The 17,847-nt window shown below is 56.0% G+C and carries 15 protein-coding genes and 1 tRNA gene; 7 read left to right on the top strand and 9 right to left on the bottom strand.

Annotated elements, in window-relative coordinates; genetic code table 11:
• Positions 1–28 precede the first annotated feature (28 nt).
• Positions 29–736: a protein-methionine-sulfoxide reductase heme-binding subunit MsrQ gene (locus tag BDD14_RS24470; RefSeq protein ID WP_130422068.1), complete on the bottom strand. Its 708-nt coding sequence runs from the start codon at positions 734–736 to the stop codon at positions 29–31.
• Between the two features lie 21 nt (positions 737–757).
• Positions 758–1,744 (bottom strand): protein-methionine-sulfoxide reductase catalytic subunit MsrP, encoded by a 987-nt coding sequence (msrP, locus tag BDD14_RS24465; RefSeq protein WP_130422066.1) that lies wholly within the window; start codon positions 1,742–1,744, stop codon positions 758–760.
• 154 nt (positions 1,745–1,898) lie between these two features.
• On the opposite strand from msrP, the gene BDD14_RS24460 reads away from it, so the two are divergent.
• From BDD14_RS24460 to ligD, 3 genes are all read left to right on the top strand, one after another.
• Entirely contained in the window at positions 1,899–2,669 is a 771-nt protein-coding gene (locus tag BDD14_RS24460) for a 2-keto-4-pentenoate hydratase (protein ID WP_165420225.1), read from the top strand.
• Between the two features lie 232 nt (positions 2,670–2,901).
• A complete protein-coding gene (ku, locus tag BDD14_RS24455) occupies positions 2,902–3,840 on the top strand; it encodes a non-homologous end joining protein Ku (RefSeq protein ID WP_130422064.1) in 939 nt (312 codons plus the stop codon).
• Between the two features lie 54 nt (positions 3,841–3,894).
• On the top strand, positions 3,895–6,639 hold the full coding sequence (gene ligD / locus BDD14_RS24450; protein ID WP_130422062.1) for a DNA ligase D: 2,745 nt from the start codon (positions 3,895–3,897) through the stop codon (positions 6,637–6,639).
• Positions 6,640–6,657: 18 nt separating this feature from the next.
• Here ligD and BDD14_RS24445 read toward each other — a convergent pair whose 3' ends face one another.
• From BDD14_RS24445 to BDD14_RS24430, 4 genes are all read right to left on the bottom strand, one after another.
• Positions 6,658–7,539, bottom strand: coding sequence for a dimethylarginine dimethylaminohydrolase family protein (locus tag BDD14_RS24445; protein WP_130422060.1), 882 nt, complete (start codon positions 7,537–7,539; stop codon positions 6,658–6,660).
• Between the two features lie 183 nt (positions 7,540–7,722).
• Positions 7,723–10,908, bottom strand: coding sequence for an efflux RND transporter permease subunit (locus tag BDD14_RS24440; RefSeq protein WP_130422058.1), 3,186 nt, complete (start codon positions 10,906–10,908; stop codon positions 7,723–7,725).
• A 112-nt stretch (positions 10,909–11,020) separates the two neighbouring features.
• Positions 11,021–12,121: an efflux RND transporter periplasmic adaptor subunit gene (locus BDD14_RS24435; protein WP_341273319.1), complete on the bottom strand. Its 1,101-nt coding sequence runs from the start codon at positions 12,119–12,121 to the stop codon at positions 11,021–11,023.
• Positions 12,122–12,334: 213 nt separating this feature from the next.
• The gene (locus BDD14_RS24430; RefSeq protein WP_130422056.1) at positions 12,335–13,024 is read right to left on the bottom strand and encodes a queuosine precursor transporter; all 690 of its coding nucleotides are present in this window, start codon (positions 13,022–13,024) and stop codon (positions 12,335–12,337) included.
• A 136-nt stretch (positions 13,025–13,160) separates the two neighbouring features.
• Here BDD14_RS24430 and BDD14_RS24425 point away from each other — a divergent pair.
• A tRNA-Glu gene (locus tag BDD14_RS24425) sits at positions 13,161–13,238 on the top strand.
• Positions 13,239–13,268: 30 nt separating this feature from the next.
• On the opposite strand, the gene BDD14_RS33820 is transcribed toward BDD14_RS24425, so the two are convergent.
• From BDD14_RS33820 to BDD14_RS24410, 3 genes are all read right to left on the bottom strand, one after another.
• On the bottom strand, positions 13,269–13,580 hold the full coding sequence (locus BDD14_RS33820; RefSeq protein ID WP_278045533.1) for a tyrosine-type recombinase/integrase: 312 nt from the start codon (positions 13,578–13,580) through the stop codon (positions 13,269–13,271).
• 67 nt (positions 13,581–13,647) lie between these two features.
• Positions 13,648–14,169, bottom strand: coding sequence for a tyrosine-type recombinase/integrase (locus BDD14_RS33815; RefSeq protein ID WP_165420224.1), 522 nt, complete (start codon positions 14,167–14,169; stop codon positions 13,648–13,650).
• A gap of 266 nt (positions 14,170–14,435) precedes the next feature.
• The gene (locus BDD14_RS24410; protein ID WP_130422050.1) at positions 14,436–15,107 is read right to left on the bottom strand and encodes a hypothetical protein; all 672 of its coding nucleotides are present in this window, start codon (positions 15,105–15,107) and stop codon (positions 14,436–14,438) included.
• 318 nt (positions 15,108–15,425) lie between these two features.
• Here BDD14_RS24410 and BDD14_RS24405 point away from each other — a divergent pair, with 318 nt between their 5' ends.
• Genes BDD14_RS24405 through BDD14_RS24395 form a run of 3 tightly spaced genes read left to right on the top strand, consistent with a single transcriptional unit; the run spans position 15,426 to position 17,845 of the window.
• Positions 15,426–15,632 carry a helix-turn-helix domain-containing protein gene (locus BDD14_RS24405; RefSeq protein WP_130422048.1) on the top strand — a complete coding sequence of 69 codons (207 nt, stop codon included), beginning with the start codon at positions 15,426–15,428 and terminating at the stop codon, positions 15,630–15,632.
• Positions 15,633–15,689: 57 nt separating this feature from the next.
• Positions 15,690–15,992: a CHC2 zinc finger domain-containing protein gene (locus BDD14_RS24400; RefSeq protein ID WP_130422046.1), complete on the top strand. Its 303-nt coding sequence runs from the start codon at positions 15,690–15,692 to the stop codon at positions 15,990–15,992.
• Positions 15,992–17,845 (top strand): DUF3631 domain-containing protein, encoded by a 1,854-nt coding sequence (locus BDD14_RS24395; protein WP_130422044.1) that lies wholly within the window; start codon positions 15,992–15,994, stop codon positions 17,843–17,845. Before BDD14_RS24400 ends, BDD14_RS24395 begins: the two co-directional genes overlap by 1 nt.
• Positions 17,846–17,847: the final 2 nt, after the last annotated feature.

Raw genomic sequence — 17,847 nt, 5'->3', positions numbered from 1 at the left:
CGGTCAGATTCGCGTGGCCTCGATAATCTCAGATTCTTGTAGTGTGCAGCTCGGGCCCTGATCCGCGGCGCTGCTTAAGGACGGTGTGGCCGAGACGTGCGAGCAGGAGAACGGTGAGAACCGCGGTTACCTTCCATGGGGTCCGGACGCCAGCTTTGACCAGCCACCAGTAGTGGATGACGGCTGCGGCTCCTGCAAGGTAGAGCAGGCGGTGCAGACGTTGCCAGGCTTTACCTCCCATGGCGCGCATGATGGAAGCAGGCGAGGTAAGGGCGAGGGCAAGAAGGATGACCCAGGCAAGAAAACCGACCTGGATGAACCGGCGCTTCAGGACGTCGTCCCAGATGGTCGGCCAGACGATCTTCCACTCATCGAGGACGATACTCAGGTGTCCGGCGCGAACGCCGGTGAGCACGGTGGGGAGATCGTAGCCGGAAAAGAGGAAGATGTAAGTCGCCAGGTGCAGCGACGCGTAGAAGAAAGCGTAAAGACCGATGAGACGGCGGAAGCGTATGAGCCAGGAGATTCGCGATGAAAGCCGGCGCACGGGCGTGACGGCGAGCGAGGAAAGAAGAATCCACAATGCCCAGTCGCCGGTAAAGTGCGTGATGTAAGCGACGGGATCGGGATCGAGCTCCAGGGCGCCTGAGGTGTAAAAGCGGACCAGCCAGAAAAACGGCGTCAGGCAAATAAGATGCACGACGGCTTTGAGAATCAGGATGGTGCGTTTTGACATTGCGAAGATTGGCTGCCGGGATCAGTAATAGCGCTTCAGATTCATCCCATTGTAGAGGCTTGCCACCTGGTCGGCATATCCGTTGAACATCTGTGTGGGTATGGTGCGAGGAAACGCGGAGCTGTCAATGCGGCGTTCGCGCGACTGGGTCCAGCGGGGATGGTCGACCTGCGGATTCACATTGGAGTAGAAACCGTACTCCTGCGAGCTGATTTCGTTCCAGGTGGTCTTCGGCTGCTTGTCCGTGAAGTGGAAACGGACGAGGGATTTCGCGCTCTTGAAGCCGTACTTCCAGGGCAGAACGATGCGAATCGGAGCACCATTCTGGTTGGGAAGAACCTGACCATAGCATCCGAAGGCGAGGAGAGCGAGAGGATTCATGGCCTCATCGAGACGCAGCCCTTCGCTGTAGGGCCAGTCATAGCCCCCCGGAAGATCCGGCATCTGCTTTTTATCGAGGAGCGTGACGAACTGCACATACTTGGCGCTCGGCAGAGGCTCGCAATAATTGATGAACTCCGAAAGAGAGTAGCCATCCCAGGGAATGACCATGGACCAGGCTTCGACGCAGCGATGGCGATAGATGCGGGACTCGATGGGCCGGTACTTCAGGAGGGTGTCGATGTCCAGCGTCTGCGGCTTTTTAACCATGCCGGTGACCTGGACGGTCCATGGACGAGTCTTGAGCGTGTGGGCATTTCGGGCCGGATCGCTCTTGTCGGTACCGAACTCATAAAAGTTGTTGTAGTGAGTCGCCTTCGCAAACGGCGTCTGATTCTCGGAGGTGGTGTACTTGCCGGGAGCAGTCGAAAGTGCCTGTGCATGGACGGTCGTGGAGGGAAAGAAGACGTCGGGAATGTAGCTCGCAGCGAGCGCTCGGGCAGTAAGTGTGGCGGCTCCTCCAATAAGCACACGCCGTTGCCGCCTGTAGCGTTCGAAGGCCTCCTGCGGCGTGATGTCGGAGGAGCGGATGGCGGAGTCAAGACTGTGGGACCTGCGGAGTAACATAACGATTCCCTTCTCTGGCGTGGTCTGTGCGGATCAGAGCCACGTCTCTATTTGATGGATAGGATAGCTAAAGGTAACTTGGCACTGCGATTTTCATCCTGTCGTGCGTCTGAAAAGTTGCGCTGCAGGACGACGAGGGAGCAAACTGTCATGCATGATAACCGCCGCACGCGAAAAGGACCTTATCAGCGCCGCCGACATTCTGCTCGATGCCCGGAGAACCTGCACGCCCATTGCTGATCTGCCAAAGGAACTGAGGCCTGCCACGCTCGAGGAGGCATACTTCGTCCAGGACAGGATGTCCTGGGCCTACGAGCGCGTTGGGGGTTGGAAAGTTGGCGCGCCGACGCCAGAGGCAACGCCGGCATTTGCCCCTATGCCAGCGGATTGGATGATCTGCAGCGGATGCCAGATGAGAGGGTTGAACCACAGGTATCGGGGGATCGAGGCGGAGATAGCCTTCAAACTGGGAGCGGATTTACCTCCCAGAGAGACCCCTTACACTCTTGAAGAGGTCATCGCGGCCGTTGCGAGCATGCATCCGGCAATCGAGATTCTGGAAACCGCTCTCGTAGACCCTGACCGGGCGACGAAATTGACCTCGGTGGCTGATATGGCGATGCATGGCGGCTTCGTGTATGGCGATCCCGTCCCCGACTGGCAGAGCATCGACTTTACGAAAGAGTCCGTGTCGCTTGCGGTGGATGGGGCAGTGCGCGTGGAGCGCATGGGGTCCAACACGGCTGGCGACCTGCTGCGACTGTTGCCATGGCTGGCCAACGAAGGTGCGAACCGGACCGAAGGATTGCAAGCCGGGGATTGGATTACAACCGGCAGCTGGACCGGAAACACGCTTGTGAAAGCCGGAGCCATTATTGAGGCAAAATTCGGTCGCGCCGGCAAAGTGGCCCTTCGATTCGCTTAACAGGCTGTGCAGCAGCAACATACAACCCGGTTTCTACATCGCAAACACCGTATAACGGGCATTCCATGGCCGACTACCGCATCTATGGTGTTTCGCCCCATGAGGCCCAAAATGTTGTATGAAATCTGGCATCTTTGGGGGTATTGTGGGGAATCTGATGGAAACAGGCGGATTCGCCTGCAATTTCTGAGATAGAGCGGGCAGGCACTGACCGCGAAACGTGAGGTTAGGAATGGCACGTCCTTATTGGTCTGGGCAGATACAGATTTCTCTGGTTTCTTTTGGGGTAAAGCTGTTTGTGGCGACAGAGGCAAAGAGCGAGATTCGCTTTCACCAGATAAGCCGAACGAGCGGCGAACGGGTTCGCCACCAGAAGGTTGCCGCCAGCGCAGTCGAGGACAATCCCTCCGAGGCAGCGGCGGCGCTCGATAAGAACGAGATCGTCAAGGGATATGAGTATCGCAAGGGCGAATATGTAACGATTGAGCCGAAAGAGCTGGAGCAGTTGCGTATTCCTTCCAAGCACTCGATCGAAGTATCCCAGTTTGTAAACCTCGACGAGTTGGAACCGGAATATTTGGAGAAACCCTATTTCATCGTTCCAGAGGACGATGTGCAGGCCGAAGCCTTCGCGGTTGTGCGCTCTGCGTTGAAGAAGACGAAAAAAGCCGCACTGGGCAAGATCGCCTTTGGCGGCCGCGAACATGTCTTCGCGATCACGGCCGACGATGACGACAAACTGGGCGGAATGATGGGCTACACGATGCGCTACCAGGAGGAGCTTCGCGACCCTGCTGAATACTTCAAAGACATCAAGAAGGTCGCAGTCAACGAGGACTCTCTCGAACTCGCAATGGAACTGATCAAACGAAAGGCGGCGAAGTTCGATCCAGGCAAGTTCAAGGATCAATACGAAGCCGCGGTGCGGGAGTTGGTGGAAGCAAAGGTCAAGCATGCGCCGATTCCGAAGGATGAGGTAGAAGCGCCACGACGCGGCCAGGTAATCAACCTTATGGATGCCCTCCGCAAGAGCGTAGGAGGCGACGCAGCGGCGGAGAGCTCGTCGGGCAAGAAGAAGCCATCGACTTCGGTGAAGGCAACTGCATCGAAGGAGGAGAAGGGCATTTCGTTGGTGAAGTCGGCGAAAACTTCGAAGCGCCGGTCGGCGTAACCGAGTCGATCCGTAGCGATACGAGCTTCGCCGGATACCGACCCAGGAGCGAGAATGGCGGGTTCCAAAGAGGCAGCCGCGAAGAAATCGACGAAGGCAGAGCAGAAGAAGACCGCAACGAAAAAACCGAAAGCCTCGGCCAACGGTGACTCTGCGGCCAATGCAGTCGACGAACAGCTTGCGCGCTATCGCTCGATGCGTGATTTCAACATCACTGAAGAGCCGAGCGGTGGAGACGAAAAGAAGGGTACGTCGAAAGGCCTTCCCTTCTGCGTGCAGAAGCATGCGGCTTCGCATCTCCATTACGACTTCAGGCTCGGATGGAATGGTGTCTTAAAAAGCTGGGCGGTGGCCAAGGGCCCGAGCTACTTTACCGGAGACAAGCGGCTGGCGGTGCAGGTAGAAGATCACCCCATGGAGTATGGCGGCTTTGAGGGAATCATTCCGCACGGTCAATATGGCGGAGGGACCGTGATGCTGTGGGACCAGGGAATGTGGGAGCCGCAGGCTGGCCACACGGACATCGATGCAGGTCTCCGCGATGGAAGTTTGAAATTTCTGCTCCATGGAACGAAGCTCAAGGGAAAGTGGGCTTTGATTCGCATGGGAGGAAAGTGGGCAAAGGAAAAAAAGCCGAACTGGCTGCTCATCAAAGAGCACGACGAGTTCGAGCGCCGGCAGGACGAAGAGCCGATAACGGAGTCCGAGGCTGACAGCGCGGTCACGGGAAGATCGATCGAAGAGATTGCGCGCAACGAAGACCACGTCTGGAATTCAAAGGACACGCGTTCGGGAAGCAAAGCATGGTTTCGAAAAGAGAGCCGCGATGCGAAGGCTGAAGCGCCGGCTGCGAAGACTGTGCCAGCGAAGTTGCTGGAACGGATCGACGAACTTCCGGAGGAGCAACAGCCAGGGTTTATTCCACCACAGCTCGCACTGATGGCAGAGACGCCGCCGTCGGAAGATGGGTGGCTGCATGAATTGAAGCTCGATGGATATCGAATGCAAGCGAGGAAGGACGGCACCAAGGTTCAGATGCTGACCCGAACGGGGTTGGACTGGACAGCGCGTGTGAAATCCGTCGCCAGTGAGATTGCGAAACTCGCAGTTGAGAAGGTCACGCTCGATGGCGAAGTGGTCGTGGTTGCACCCAACGGGACGACGAATTTCGCTGATCTGCAGGCCTCCATGCAGCAGGGTGCAAAGAACGCCCTGACCTACTTCGCCTTTGACCTGCTCCACCTGGAAGGTAAAAACACGCGTAATCTCCCCCTGAAACAACGCAAAGAGGTCTTAGGCGCGCTGCTGCAAGGAGTTGACGAGGATCGGCTGCGATTAGGCGAACACATAGAGACGGGCGGTGCGGCGCTTCTGCGCGAAGCCTGCAAACTGCAGGCGGAAGGAATCGTATCCAAGCGAGCCTCGGGAAAGTATGTGTCGGGTCGGAGCGGCGACTGGCTCAAGATGAAGTGCCTGCACGAGCAGGAGTTCGTTGTCGGTGGTTACACGCTTCCTACAAATAAGATTCACGGTGTGGGCGCTCTTCTGCTGGGTTATTACCTGGATGGAAAGCTTATCTATGCAGGACGTACGGGCACGGGTTTCACGCAGAAGACCCATCGCATCTTACGGGATCGGCTCGAATCGCTCGCACGAGATTCCTCTCCTTTTGAGAGTCTGCCAGGAGATGCCAGAAAGGGCGCACGGTGGGTGAAGCCTGAGATGGTGGTGCAGGTCCGATTTGCCACATGGACCGCAGACCATCTTGTGCGTCAGGCGGCATTTCTCGGCATACGCGAAGATAAGGCAGCAAAGGAAGTGACACGCGAGGAGCCCGATGTCTCCCTGGGGCCGAGGCGGTCTCGACCTAAAGCTGCCACTCATCGCAGCGATGCTGGCGAATCGAGCGTGTCGAGACGGTCCAATGAATCGATAGAACATGCACCGGTCCGTTTAACGCATCCGCAAAAAGTGCTGGATGATTCCTCGGCGATAACAAAGCAAATGCTTGCGGACTACTACTGGGCCGTGGCGGAGTGGATGCTGCCGCACATCGCCGATCGCCCGGTAAGCCTGGTCCGTTGTCCCGAAGGCGCAGGAAAACCCTGCTTCTTTCAGAAGCATGTAAACTCCATGCTTCCGAAAGGAATCGGCAGCGTAGATATTGCCGACAAGAACGGCAAGGTGGAGCCGTACATCACGCTCAACAGCGCCGAAGCGCTTGCCGGGCTGGCACAGATGGGGGTGCTTGAAGTACATCCGTGGGGATCGCGTAACGAGCACCTGGAACAACCCGATCGGCTTGTCTTCGATCTCGATCCAGATGAGGAGCTCAAGTGGATCGAGGTCGCTGAGGCTGCGAGTGAAGTTCGTGTTCGTCTGAAAAAACTGGGCCTTGAAAGCTTTGTGAAGACAACAGGAGGAAAAGGACTCCACATCGTTGCTCCGGTAAAAGCGGATCATGCGTGGCCTGAGGTGAAGGAATTTTCCCGGCAGTTTGTGGTCGCAATGGAAAAAGCCGACCCGCAAAGATACCTGACGAAGATGACGAAGGCTGCGCGGAAGGGAAAGATCTATCTGGATTACCTGCGAAACGAGCGGGGAGCTACCTCTGTTGCACCTTACTCGCCCAGGGCGCGGGAAGGAGTCGCTGTCTCGATGCCTCTGAGTTGGGCTGAGCTGAAGAAGATGAACGAGCGGCCCTTATTCCAGGTGGCTAACTTCTCGGAGTGGCGAGAGCGGCTCAAGAAAGATCCCTGGAAAGATATGGAAACAGTGAATCAGAAGCTCAATCTGTAAGAGCTTCTGACCGCGCTGTTAGTTCGTCGTCTGCTTCAAGAGCGGACTCAGCCTCATGACGAGGCATTTCGCGGCACCGCCCGCTTTGAGAAATTCGCTTAGTTGAAGAGGAATGACGGTGAAGTTCGCTTCCTTCAGCCGTTCTGTCAGTTCCCTGCTTATCTCGTTGACCAGAATGCTGCGATCGACATTGATCGCGTTGCACGCGAAACGTACTGCATCCGCCTCTGAGACAACGATACGTTTGTGGACCGGATAGAATGCTTCGATGCTAGAGACAGATGCTGCGTCGAAGGCGGCCGGATAGTACATGACGTAGCCATCGTTCAATGGTGCGAAGCAGGTATCGAGATGATAAAAACGTGGATCGATAAGGTGGAGAGAAACCACCTCCACATTCCAGACGTGTGCAAGCTGAAGATGACTTTCTTTTGTGCTACGCCTTCCGTAGCCCGCCCAAAGCGGGCCTCCATTCAGCGAAAAGAGCGCATCGCCTTCACCCTCAAAGGAAGTACTCTGCGGCAGCCGAATGACGGTATAGCCGCACTCTTCAAACCAACGAGCAAAGTGCAACTCTTCGCCCTGACGTTCTGAGTGAAAGAAACTGCTCACAATGACGATGCCATTGCGCTCGAGACCAGCATTGGCCGTAAAGACCATATCGGGCAAGCCAGGCTGAGGATCAATCAGCGTAACGTCAGCGATCTCCGATAGAGCGTTATGAAGATGTTGCCATTGTGCAGCGGCCCGCTCGGGGGATGCGGCATGAACATTGTCGGCCATCCATGGGTTGATGACGTAGTTGACATCGAAGAACCTCGGCGAACACATCAGGTAGGACGGCCTCGGTGAGGCAACAGGGGAGATCGTTCGGACGATCTCGATGGATTGCGTGCTCATAGTTCCTCTTCACTATGAGCATGTCCTATCCCGTAAACCCGCGTCAACACTAATGATTATGCATGGAAGGATGAATAATCATACAGGAGAGAGGCCGCGTGCTTTGACCTTCCAGGAGATGGTCATGGCCGAATTTGAAATCGCGGGAAGATGCCTGTAAGGCGTTCCTCCCGCGATCTCTTCCTACTGGCTGATCGTGATCTGTTGTTGTTCGAGTGTGCTTGCATCGTCATCGCAACCGTCAGGACGCGGCCGAGGTCTCGAGCTGAAGCGAATGAGAATGCTCTTGACGACAACATAGAGAACAGGAATGAAGAACAGATTGAGGACGGTCGAGAGCACCATGCCGCCTACGATTGCCGTACCTACTGAGTGACGACCGAGAGCTCCAGCACCGGAGGCAAAGTATAAGGGAAGCACGCCCAAGATGAAGGCAATCGACGTCATCAGGATAGGACGCAGTCGAAGTTCGGCCGCGATGACGGCTGCTTCAACAACACCTTTTCCATGTTCCATCTGCTGCTCTGCAAACTCTACGATCAGAATCGAGTTTTTAGCCGACAAGCCAATCAGCATAACAAGGCCGATCTGGACGTAGACATCGTCCACGAGTCCACGTGCCGACACCAGAGCGAGCGCGCCAAGCACGGCCATGGGAACCGCCAGGAGAATGATGAACGGCAGAACCCAACTCTCGTATTGCGCAGAGAGCGTGAGATAGACGACGAGCAAACCAAGGCCAAAGATAATGACAGCCTTGCCGCTGGATTCTATCTCTTCGAGAGCGAGACCCGTCCACGAGTACATCATGCCCTGAATCTTGTTTTTCTCGAAGAGTTGCTGCATCTTCTCGAGTCCCTGGCCTGAGCTGAGACCCGGCCCCGCGGCTCCGTCAATCTCCGCAGAGCGGAAGATGTTGTAGTGGTAAATAACCTGGGGACCCGCCGTTTCCGTGATGCTGACCAGATTGTCCAACGGAATCATCTGACCGCTGTCGGAACGGACATAGAACTGCCGGAGATCCTTCGAATTCCTACGGAAATTCTGGTCAGCCTGAACATAGACGCGATACGAGCGATTGTTGAAGTCAAAGTCATTGACGTAGCTCGAACCCATGTATGTTCCCAACGCAGAGGTAATCTGCGCCAGCGGGACGCCGATGGCCTTAGCCTTCTCACGGTTGATCGTGACGAAAAGCTGCGGGTCGTTCGACGTGTAAGGCGTGTAAAGACCGACCAGACCTGAATGTGGATCACGGCTCTGCGCGACCATGGTATGAGCCACGCGGTCGATGTCTCCGAAGGTGTTACGCCCCTGGTCCTGCAGCATGAATTGGAAGCCGCCGACCGAACCGATGCCCTGAATCGCGGGCGGTTCAAAGGCAGCTACGATGCCACCGGGAACCTGGAACAACTTCGGCGCAATTTCAGCTACGATGTCATGTGCGGAATGCCCCGGACCCTTCTTCTTGCGCTCATCGATGGGTTTGAGAGGAGCGAAGATGATGCCCGCGTTCGGAGAGCTTCCTCCGGTCAGTGAAAAACCCATAACGGAAAACGTGCCGAAGACATCATCGTTCTGGCGGATAATCGCGGCTGCTCGATCTGCAACTTCCGTCGTATAGGCGAGCGATGCGCCCGGAGGGGTCTGCACAATGTTGATGAAGTAGTTCTGGTCTTCCGAAGGAACGAAGGCTGTCGGCACATGGTTGTACATGTAGACCGTTCCGGCAAGACCCGCCGCGAAGAGCAGCATCATGATAACGCGGAGCTTGACCACATGCGTCACCAGGTACGCATACCCGGAGATAACTTTCTGGAGACCTTTCTCGAAAAGACCCAGCAGGCCACCATGTTTGGTTTCAGGCCGAAGAAGAATCGCAGCCAGTGCGGGTGACAGGGTCAGCGCATTGAAGGCGGAGATGGCGATCGAAAACGCGATGGTGAGCGAGAACTGCTTGTACAGGATACCGGTCGTTCCCGGGAAGAAGCTGACGGGTATGAAGACGGAGATCAGCACAAGCGAGGTTGCGATAACGGCGCTGGTTACCTCGGCCATAGCGTCGGATGTAGCGCGATGGCTGTCACAGTGTTGCTCGTGAATATGACGTTGGACGTTTTCAATGACGACGATCGCGTCGTCCACAACGAGTCCTGTCGCCAGGGTGATGCCGAAGAGAGTCAGCGAGTTGATCGAGAAGCCAAAGATCTTGATGAAGGCAAAGGTACCCACCAGCGAAACTGGAATCGTCGCAGCCGGAATAATGGTCGCGCGCCAGTCCTGAAGAAAGAAAAAGATCACCACGATGACGATGATGATGGCTTCGATGATGGTATGGACCACCTCTTTAACCGAATCCCCTACGACGGTGGTGGTGTCGAAGGCGATGATGTATTCGAGGCCTGGCGGAAATGACTTGTATAAGTCTGCAAGAACCGCCTTGCACTGCCTGTCCACTTCGAGCGCGTTCGCATTCGAGAGCTGCTGCACGCCGACACCTACGGCGTCACCGCCCGAAAACTTCAGACTGGTATCGTAATTTTCCGCTCCAACTTCGGCACGGCCCACATCCCTGAGCAGAACGAGCCCTCCGTTATTCGGTGAGTTCTTGAGGATGATGTTTTCAAACTGACGCGGATCGGAGAGTCTACCGACGACACGCACCGCCATCTGATATTCCTGCACGCTATCTGCGGGGGGGCGTCCCAGTTGGCCCGCGGCGACTTCCACGTTCTGCTCAGAGAGCGCGTTGGTAACGTCGAACGCGGTGAGGCCGCGGGCAGCGAGGCGAGCCGGATCGAGCCAGACACGCATGGCATACTTGCGCTCGCCAAAGATAAGGACATCGCCGACGCCTGGTACACGCTTAAGGGCATCTTTGACATAGACGTCGATGTAGTTGGAGATGAACTCCTGCGAGTATTTTCCATCGCGCGCGACAAAGCCCGCAGCAAAAACAAAGTTGCTATTGGCTTTGGTGATGGTGATGCCGGTCGCATTCACGGTGGCAGGCAGACGGCCCTGCGCGGAGGCAACTCGGTTCTGCACGTCTACTGCAGCGATCGACAGGTCGTACCCTGTACGGAAGGTAATCGTGATGTTCGAGGTTCCGTCGTTTGAGCTGGTCGAGCTCATATAACGCATCCCCTCAACGCCATTGATCGCCGTCTCCAACGGAATCGTTACTGCCGATTCCACGATCTGCGAGTTAGCGCCGATGTAGTTGCTGGTTACGACAACCTGTGGTGGCGCCAGTTGCGGGTAGAGTGAGATCGGCAAAGTGGGGATAACGACCGCGCCGGCGAGAACGATAAGCAAGGCGCAGACCGTAGCGAAGATCGGGCGGCGAATGAAGAAATCTACGAACAAGGTGACCTCTCACCGGCGCGGCTGGCACCGGGGGAAATACGAACGTCCTCATCCTTCGCAGCGCCCGAAGCCAAGAGACTGACGAAGAGATAGGTTGCGTCTCAATACAGCTCTAGCTCATGGGCTGAACGGGCGCACCATCCTGCAGGAACTGAAGGCCCGAAACGATCACCTTATCGTCGGGGTTCAGCCCCTTCAGTACAGGGTAGTTATTGCCGATCGGTTCCCCAAGCGTAACTGGAATCTGACGTGCGGCGTACTTTCCATCTTTCTGCGCAGCAACAAAGACGAAGCTCTGTCCGCCGACCCGGGTAACTGCAAGAACCGGAACGACAGGCGAGGGATTGGTGTTCCAGGTGACGCGTGCCTTAACCAATTGCTCTGTGCGAAGACCTTTGGCTCCACGAGGAATAGGCGCCTTCGCAAGAATGCTTTGCAACCCGTTATCTACCTGAGGCGAAAGAAAGTTTACCGTCGATTTGACCAGCGTGTTTCCGTCCGTATCGATGATCTCGACCGGCAGGCCGGTGCGAACTTCCGCTGCTCGCTCGGTCGGAATATAGATGTAAGCCTCCAATTCGACATTATCGTCGACCGTCGTCAGGACGGTGGTGGTGGATACGTAGTCGCCAACGTGCACAGGAACGTCACCCACAACACCCGCGAACGGGGCGCGAATCAGAAAGTATTCGAGCTGTTGTTGCTGCGTAGCCGTCAGGGCGGCATTCGCCTCGTAATCCGCCTTGGAGTTCTCAAACGCCTGGATAGCCTGGTCGTAAGCGTCGCGAGAGACAACGCCAGCCTCAAAGAGCTTCTTCTGACGATCGAGCTGGATCTTGTCGTAGTCGAAAAGGGCCTTCTTTTGGGCCTGGGTTCCCATCTGCGATTGGACTGTAGCGGATTGCTTCAGGGGGTCGATTTGCATCAAGGGCTGGCCAGCTTTAACGACGTCACCGGATTTCACAAAGATGCGAGTCAGATTGCCCTCGACCTGCGGCTGCATCGTCGCCGAACGTCTCCCTTTGATCGTGGAGACATAGGTATCGGAGATGGGAACGGGCGAGAGCGTAACCGGTGATACCTTGACCGGCATCGCCTGCGGCGGAGCAGCCGCCACCGTCTCGTGCTTGCAGCCGGAGAGTGTAAGACCCATCGCCGCAACGGCAGTAAGTGAAAGGACGAACTTGAATTTCAAAGACGCGATCTCGGACAAGGTGTTTCTCCTAAAAGCTACACAGAACGACAAGGCGGCCTACTCGGCAATGATGGTCCTTCGGAAGATTGGACTAGGTTGAGCGGCCCAGGATGCTCAAAATCTAACCCGCAATAACAGTTTGAGTTTCCAGTTAGATGTCCATGATAGAAGAAAGATGCGCAAAAGACTGGAGGCAGGGATGAGGCCAGGCTGTGCCTGTTTCTCAGTGCCTCAATCCTGGGAAAATGAGAACGGATTAAAGCTCTCATTCCTATCAAACGCATCGGCTCCTTCGGCCCGCTTAAGCCAGTGAATCACCACATAAGTTAAGGGGGTGGCAAGAACCTCGTATCCGACCTTGAGAAGATAGCCCGTCGCTATCATATTCCCAAGTGTCCGTACTGACACAGTGCCCGCAAAGGTAAGAAAAACAACAAGCGTCGTGTCTACCGCTTGTCCTACGATGGTCGACCCGATGGTGCGGGTCCACAACATGCGACCATTTGTAAGCAGTTTCAACCGTGCCATCGTATAGGAATTGGCAAATTCCCCTGTCCAGAAGGCGGCGAGACTGGCGGCGAGGATCCTGGGGATAAATCCGAATACGGTCGCAAAGGCCTGCTGGTTGTGCCAACCGGGAGCAGGAGGCAGGGCGATTGTGATGGTTCCCATCAGATAAAGCAGTGCTGTACCGAAGAAACCTAACCAGATGGCGCGCCGCGAAGCGGCAAAACCGTAGACTTCGGTAAAAACGTCTCCAAAGATATAGGTAACGGGAAAAAGAAGGACGGCTCCGCTGACTGCAAACGGCCCGATGAGACAGGCCTTTTGAGCCACAAGATTGGAGACGAGCAGGATGACGACAAATGCGGTTGTCAATGCGTCGAGGTATTTGTAGCGGTTCCCAGGGTTGTTGGTCATGCGCGGCGAGGTGCTCTTGCAGTATTTCCTTTTCCCGACAGAAATCGCCAATCGCCGGGAACGACGGCGATGACGTCGAATAAGCAATGATATTGTTAATGAAGATGAAGGGACGGCGTATTTTCGTCCCAGAAGCGTCCCCGTCGTCTAGCCCGGCCCAGGACACCGCCCTTTCACGGCGATAACACGGGTTCGAATCCCGTCGGGGACGCCAATCAAATCAATAACCTTGCACTATCATTTCCTACCCCATCAATTCGCGGGGACGATGGGGGACGATAGCACCATTATTGACAGGTAAGCCCCCTCCAAAAGCGGTATCGAGCTTTCCCATAGCTCCCGCCATGTAACCGGGCGACAGATGGGCATACCGCTGAGTCATACGTGGCGTTTTATGACCGAGTACCTGTCCCGTCGCATAGAGGTCTACGCCGCTCATCACCATCCAACTGGCCGCCGTATGGCGTAAGGTGTGAAACGACGCTCCCTCGATCCCTAGTGCATCAAAGAGCCGCTTGGCATAGACCGAGAGCTTCGCCGGGTCTACGTCGGCCAGTACCCGGTCTCCCTGCCGGAAGGCTCTCGATAACCTGTAATGCGAGATTGTTCAATGCGAGAATACACTAGTCTCTGTTTTTCGTCTCGCGTAGGTACACCCGGCGATTTTCAAGATCCACATCCCTCCAGCAGAGAGCAAGAAGTTCCCCACGCCGCATTCCTGTAAAGGCCGCAAGCGCGATCGGAGCGCGCAACCAGACCGGAGCGGTCACAACGTCTTCCCCGTTCTTCGACCGTCCACACGCCTCCAGCGCGGCCTTCAGTTCGGTCGGCGACAAGTAGCGCGTGCGCCCCAGAGGAAGTTTGGGGAGCTTCGCCCTCTGAGCCGGGTTACTGTTCAACAATCCCCAATCCACCGCCAGATTCAGGGCATGCTTCAAAACAGACACTTCTTTCGTAACACTCGCAGGCTTTACCGAATCGGAACGGGTGGAAATGTACTCTGCGACGACCTGCCGGGTAATATCCTTTGCCTTCGCAGGAAGATGACGTTTCAGCGTCTCCAGAATCCCGTTAAGCCGTACAAACGTGGTCGCACGTAACCGGAAGCGCTGGTGCTTGCTGTAGCGCTTCAGCAAGTCTTCCATCGAAATATCCGAATTGGCTTTGACACCTAGGAGCTTCATCCTTCAGAACATTCGTTTTTGCGATCCGAAGAAGTTCAGCCGCCTGCGTGCGGGTATAGCCACCGAACTTTTTGCGGCGTTTTCCATCCGCATCCACGTATGAAACCCAAAAACCCTTACGATCTTTCCGCTCGAAGATTCCATCACGGTCCCCCCTCGCGCGCTTGGTAGTGCGACGGATGGGACGGACTTCTTCCGACATTGGCTGACTGGCTATCCCAAGTTCATTAGTTAGCACGACGTATCTCCTCCAACCAGTCTTCAATCGCTTTGATATTCTTTTTCCGCCGCAGCCAATCCGGCTTTAATCGCTCGCTACCTTGTGGCAATTTGCCGGACTTGTTCACTTCTTCGACCACCCATCCAATCCGATCAACACGGCGTTTCTTTTCGTCATACTTCAGCCAGAACTCGGCGACTAGTTCGATCCGCCGTGCTCTCTCTCTATCCCGAGAACTGGTGACACGACGATTTACGCCTTTTTGGGTGCACTTCTGGCAATACATTCCCCGCTTGATAGGTTGACCTTTACGGGGAGCATTCTCGCGGGCAAAGTAAGTGGAACAGGAATCGCAACGCATCAGACGATGGGGAGCGTCTCCATCGAGCAGCATCGAAAAACAAAAGACGGCGATCTCTTCCGCCAGACGGATAAGTTCTCTAAAACGTGCCGTGACGTCTCCGCCGGAGAATTGCCGTCCGGCCTCGGGCCGAAGCTCCAACAGGCCAGCCTCATCCACCCACACCCGAACGCGATTGTTATCCCAGAACTGGCGAATCCGTTCACGATCAACAGGCGAGAGTGTGCGGTCTGACGGGGTTTCGCTCCCTTCGCTCTTCCCGGAATCAATCCAGCGATCGACCCGTAAGCGCAACGCCTTCAGAAAAGCCTTGTACACCTCCTCTTTCTGCTCTCGGCTCCAATCGTTGAAAAGCCCCGCCCGCCTCCCCCGTTCGTCTTCCACTGCGGCCGCCGCGCCAACGAGGCGGGTGATGATTGCCGTCTTATGTCTCCCCTCCAAAACGGCAGCAATCCAATGGGCTACTTCTTCTACACCGGCCATGAGTCCTGCCGAACTGATACGCATCGCTCTCCCTAGTAATTGAAACGCATAATCTGTATATCACGATACAAATTATGCAACAACAGGAAAGCTCCCTATCTCAAACTCAGAACATAAGCAGCGCTTCTGCTGCTACTCAACGGGAGGCACAGAATGACTTCAAAGAAGGTCGAGTTTGAACAGGAATATCTTTCGCCGCAACAGTGTGCGGCGCTCACCGGGGAAAGCCCGTGGACTTGGCGTAAGCGCGCCTATGAAGGAAGGATTGCCAGCGTAAAACTGGGGCGCTCCCTCCGCATCTCGCACGCAGAAGTTCGGCGGCTCGTAGCCGAAGGCACGCGCCCTGCGGTGAAGCAGTAGCCCCAAAAAAACAAACCCCGGCGAGCAGGCCGGGGTGAACTACAGAAAGGATTTCGTATGAAGACAAGCGTAACATGGCACGCGCGACGCCCTGCCTTCAATAAATCGCTTCTTCCACCAGCGGCTTCGTTCTACCAGCGCGAAGGCTTGAAGCTGATAGGCCGTGGGGTATGGCGTTCGGCCCTCTGCCCATTCCATCCAGACAGGCATCCTTCCCTGCGTCTCAACGTGCGAACCGGCGCGTTTCGCTGCTTCGTGTGTGACGCTCGTGGTGGGGACGTACTCGCGTTCCACCGTCTCCGCACGGGGATGGGGTTTGTCGAGGCGGCCAAGGTGCTCGGCGCGTGGGAGGGACGCTAATGGCAGAGACTCCACAGCAGGCCGCAGAGAGGCTCACGCGCAACATTGGAACGGTGGTGAACGTCTATCCGTACCGCAACATGGACGGAACGCCGTCCTTCTATAACCTTCGCATCCTTCAGGCCGACAACAACAAGACCTTCCGCATGATGTCAGATGGCGGCAACGGATTCGAGCTGAGGCGCCATAACTCACTTCGTCGGGAAACAGGCTGGCCGCTCTATGGCCTCTCTACGCTCAGCTGTGACGGCGCAGTGTGGGTTGTGGAAGGCGAGAGAGATGCCGACAGTCTCGCGGCGTTCGGACTGCCTGCGGTGACCTCAGGAGGTAGCAGCACAGACGAAGCCGCCGACTGGACCCCTCTAGCAGGCCGGGAAGTGGTGATATGGCCAGACAATGATGAGGCTGGCCGCAGCTATGGTGAGAGGGTAGCGAGGAAGCTTGGCACGCTGGGTACCAGCGTCTCTTGTATAGACGTCGGCTCTTTGGGACTTGGAGAGAAGGAGGACTGTTCGGATTGGCTGGCGAGGCACCGTTATGCATGTGCAGATGACGTTCGCGCGCTGATTCCTAAGCCGCTCGCAACCGCAGAACTACTCAATCTGTGCCGAAGCTGGGTTCTCCGGTATTGCGTCGTCTCGTTCGCGCAGAGCAATGTGCTTGCCGCCTGGATCATGCTCACATGGTCTGTCGGCGCCTTTGATCTCGTGCCTTACCTGCACGTGACCGCACCAGAAAAGCAATGCGGAAAGAGTAGGCTTTTGGAAGTCCTCGCTGCTGTCGTCAAGACTCCGTGGTTCACCGGAAGGGTGACAGCGGCCGTGTTAGCGAGGAAGGTGGACCAAGATAAGCCGACTCTACTTCTGGACGAGATGGACGCAGCGGCAGGCAGTGGAGATGAGTACATGGAAGCGGTACGAAACATCCTAAACGTCGGATACACCCGCAACGGCAAGACCTCTATCTGCGTGGGGAAAGGGGCGGAGATTGGATACCGTGATTTGAGCTGTTTCGGTCCAAAAGCGTTTGCAAGTATTGGGAAGATTCCCGACACGGTTGCAGACCGAAGCATTGTGATTGCCATGCGCCGGAAGAAGGAGTCGGAGAAAGTAGACCGCTTCCGGGACCGTGAGGTGCGGCAGCAGTCTAAGCCGATTGCAGAAGCTCTCAAGCGATGGGCAGACCGGGATATAGACGCTATGCGGGAGTTAAGGCCAGAACTTCCTGAGGAATTGACCGACCGGCAGCAGGACATCAGCGAACCTTTGATCGTCATTGCTGATCTCGCAGGAGGCGAGTGGCCCGCACTTATCAGGTCATCCCTCCTCGAAGTGTTCGGTTCGGTGGCCTCGGAGGACGGATCGACGGGTGTCATGCTTCTGCGGGACATCCGTGATCTCTTCGAGACGCGCATCGGCCGTGACAAAGATCGAATCTCATCGGTCGACTTGGTGGAGAGTCTTTGCTCACTGGAAGGTCGTCCATGGGCCGACTCAAACCGTGGCAAGGGAATGACCCCGAACAATTTGGCGAGAAAGCTGAAGGATTTTGATATCTACCCGAAGGATATTCGCTTCTCAAACGTACACCTGAAGGGCTACTCCAAGGACATGTTCGAGGACTCTTGGGCGCGTTATTGCCCCAATCATCCAACTTTGAATCGCGACAACGCGACAACCTGCATAAACATTGGCGATTTGTGTGATATCGAAACTGGGACGGATTCCTCGCGTCACGGTTTGAAGAGTGACGAAAACCCGCATCAATCCAGCGTTGTCACGGCGTCACGGCCTGAAACTTCATCGATGAGCGAGGAACTGTCAGAAGAGGCATTTGAGGTAGGGAGGATTTGACA

Source organism: Edaphobacter modestus, assembly GCF_004217555.1.
Classification (GTDB): Bacteria; Acidobacteriota; Terriglobia; order Terriglobales; family Acidobacteriaceae; genus Edaphobacter; species Edaphobacter modestus.
Note: the sequence above shows the minus strand (reverse complement) of the source record. Positions and strands in the feature narration are given on the sequence as shown.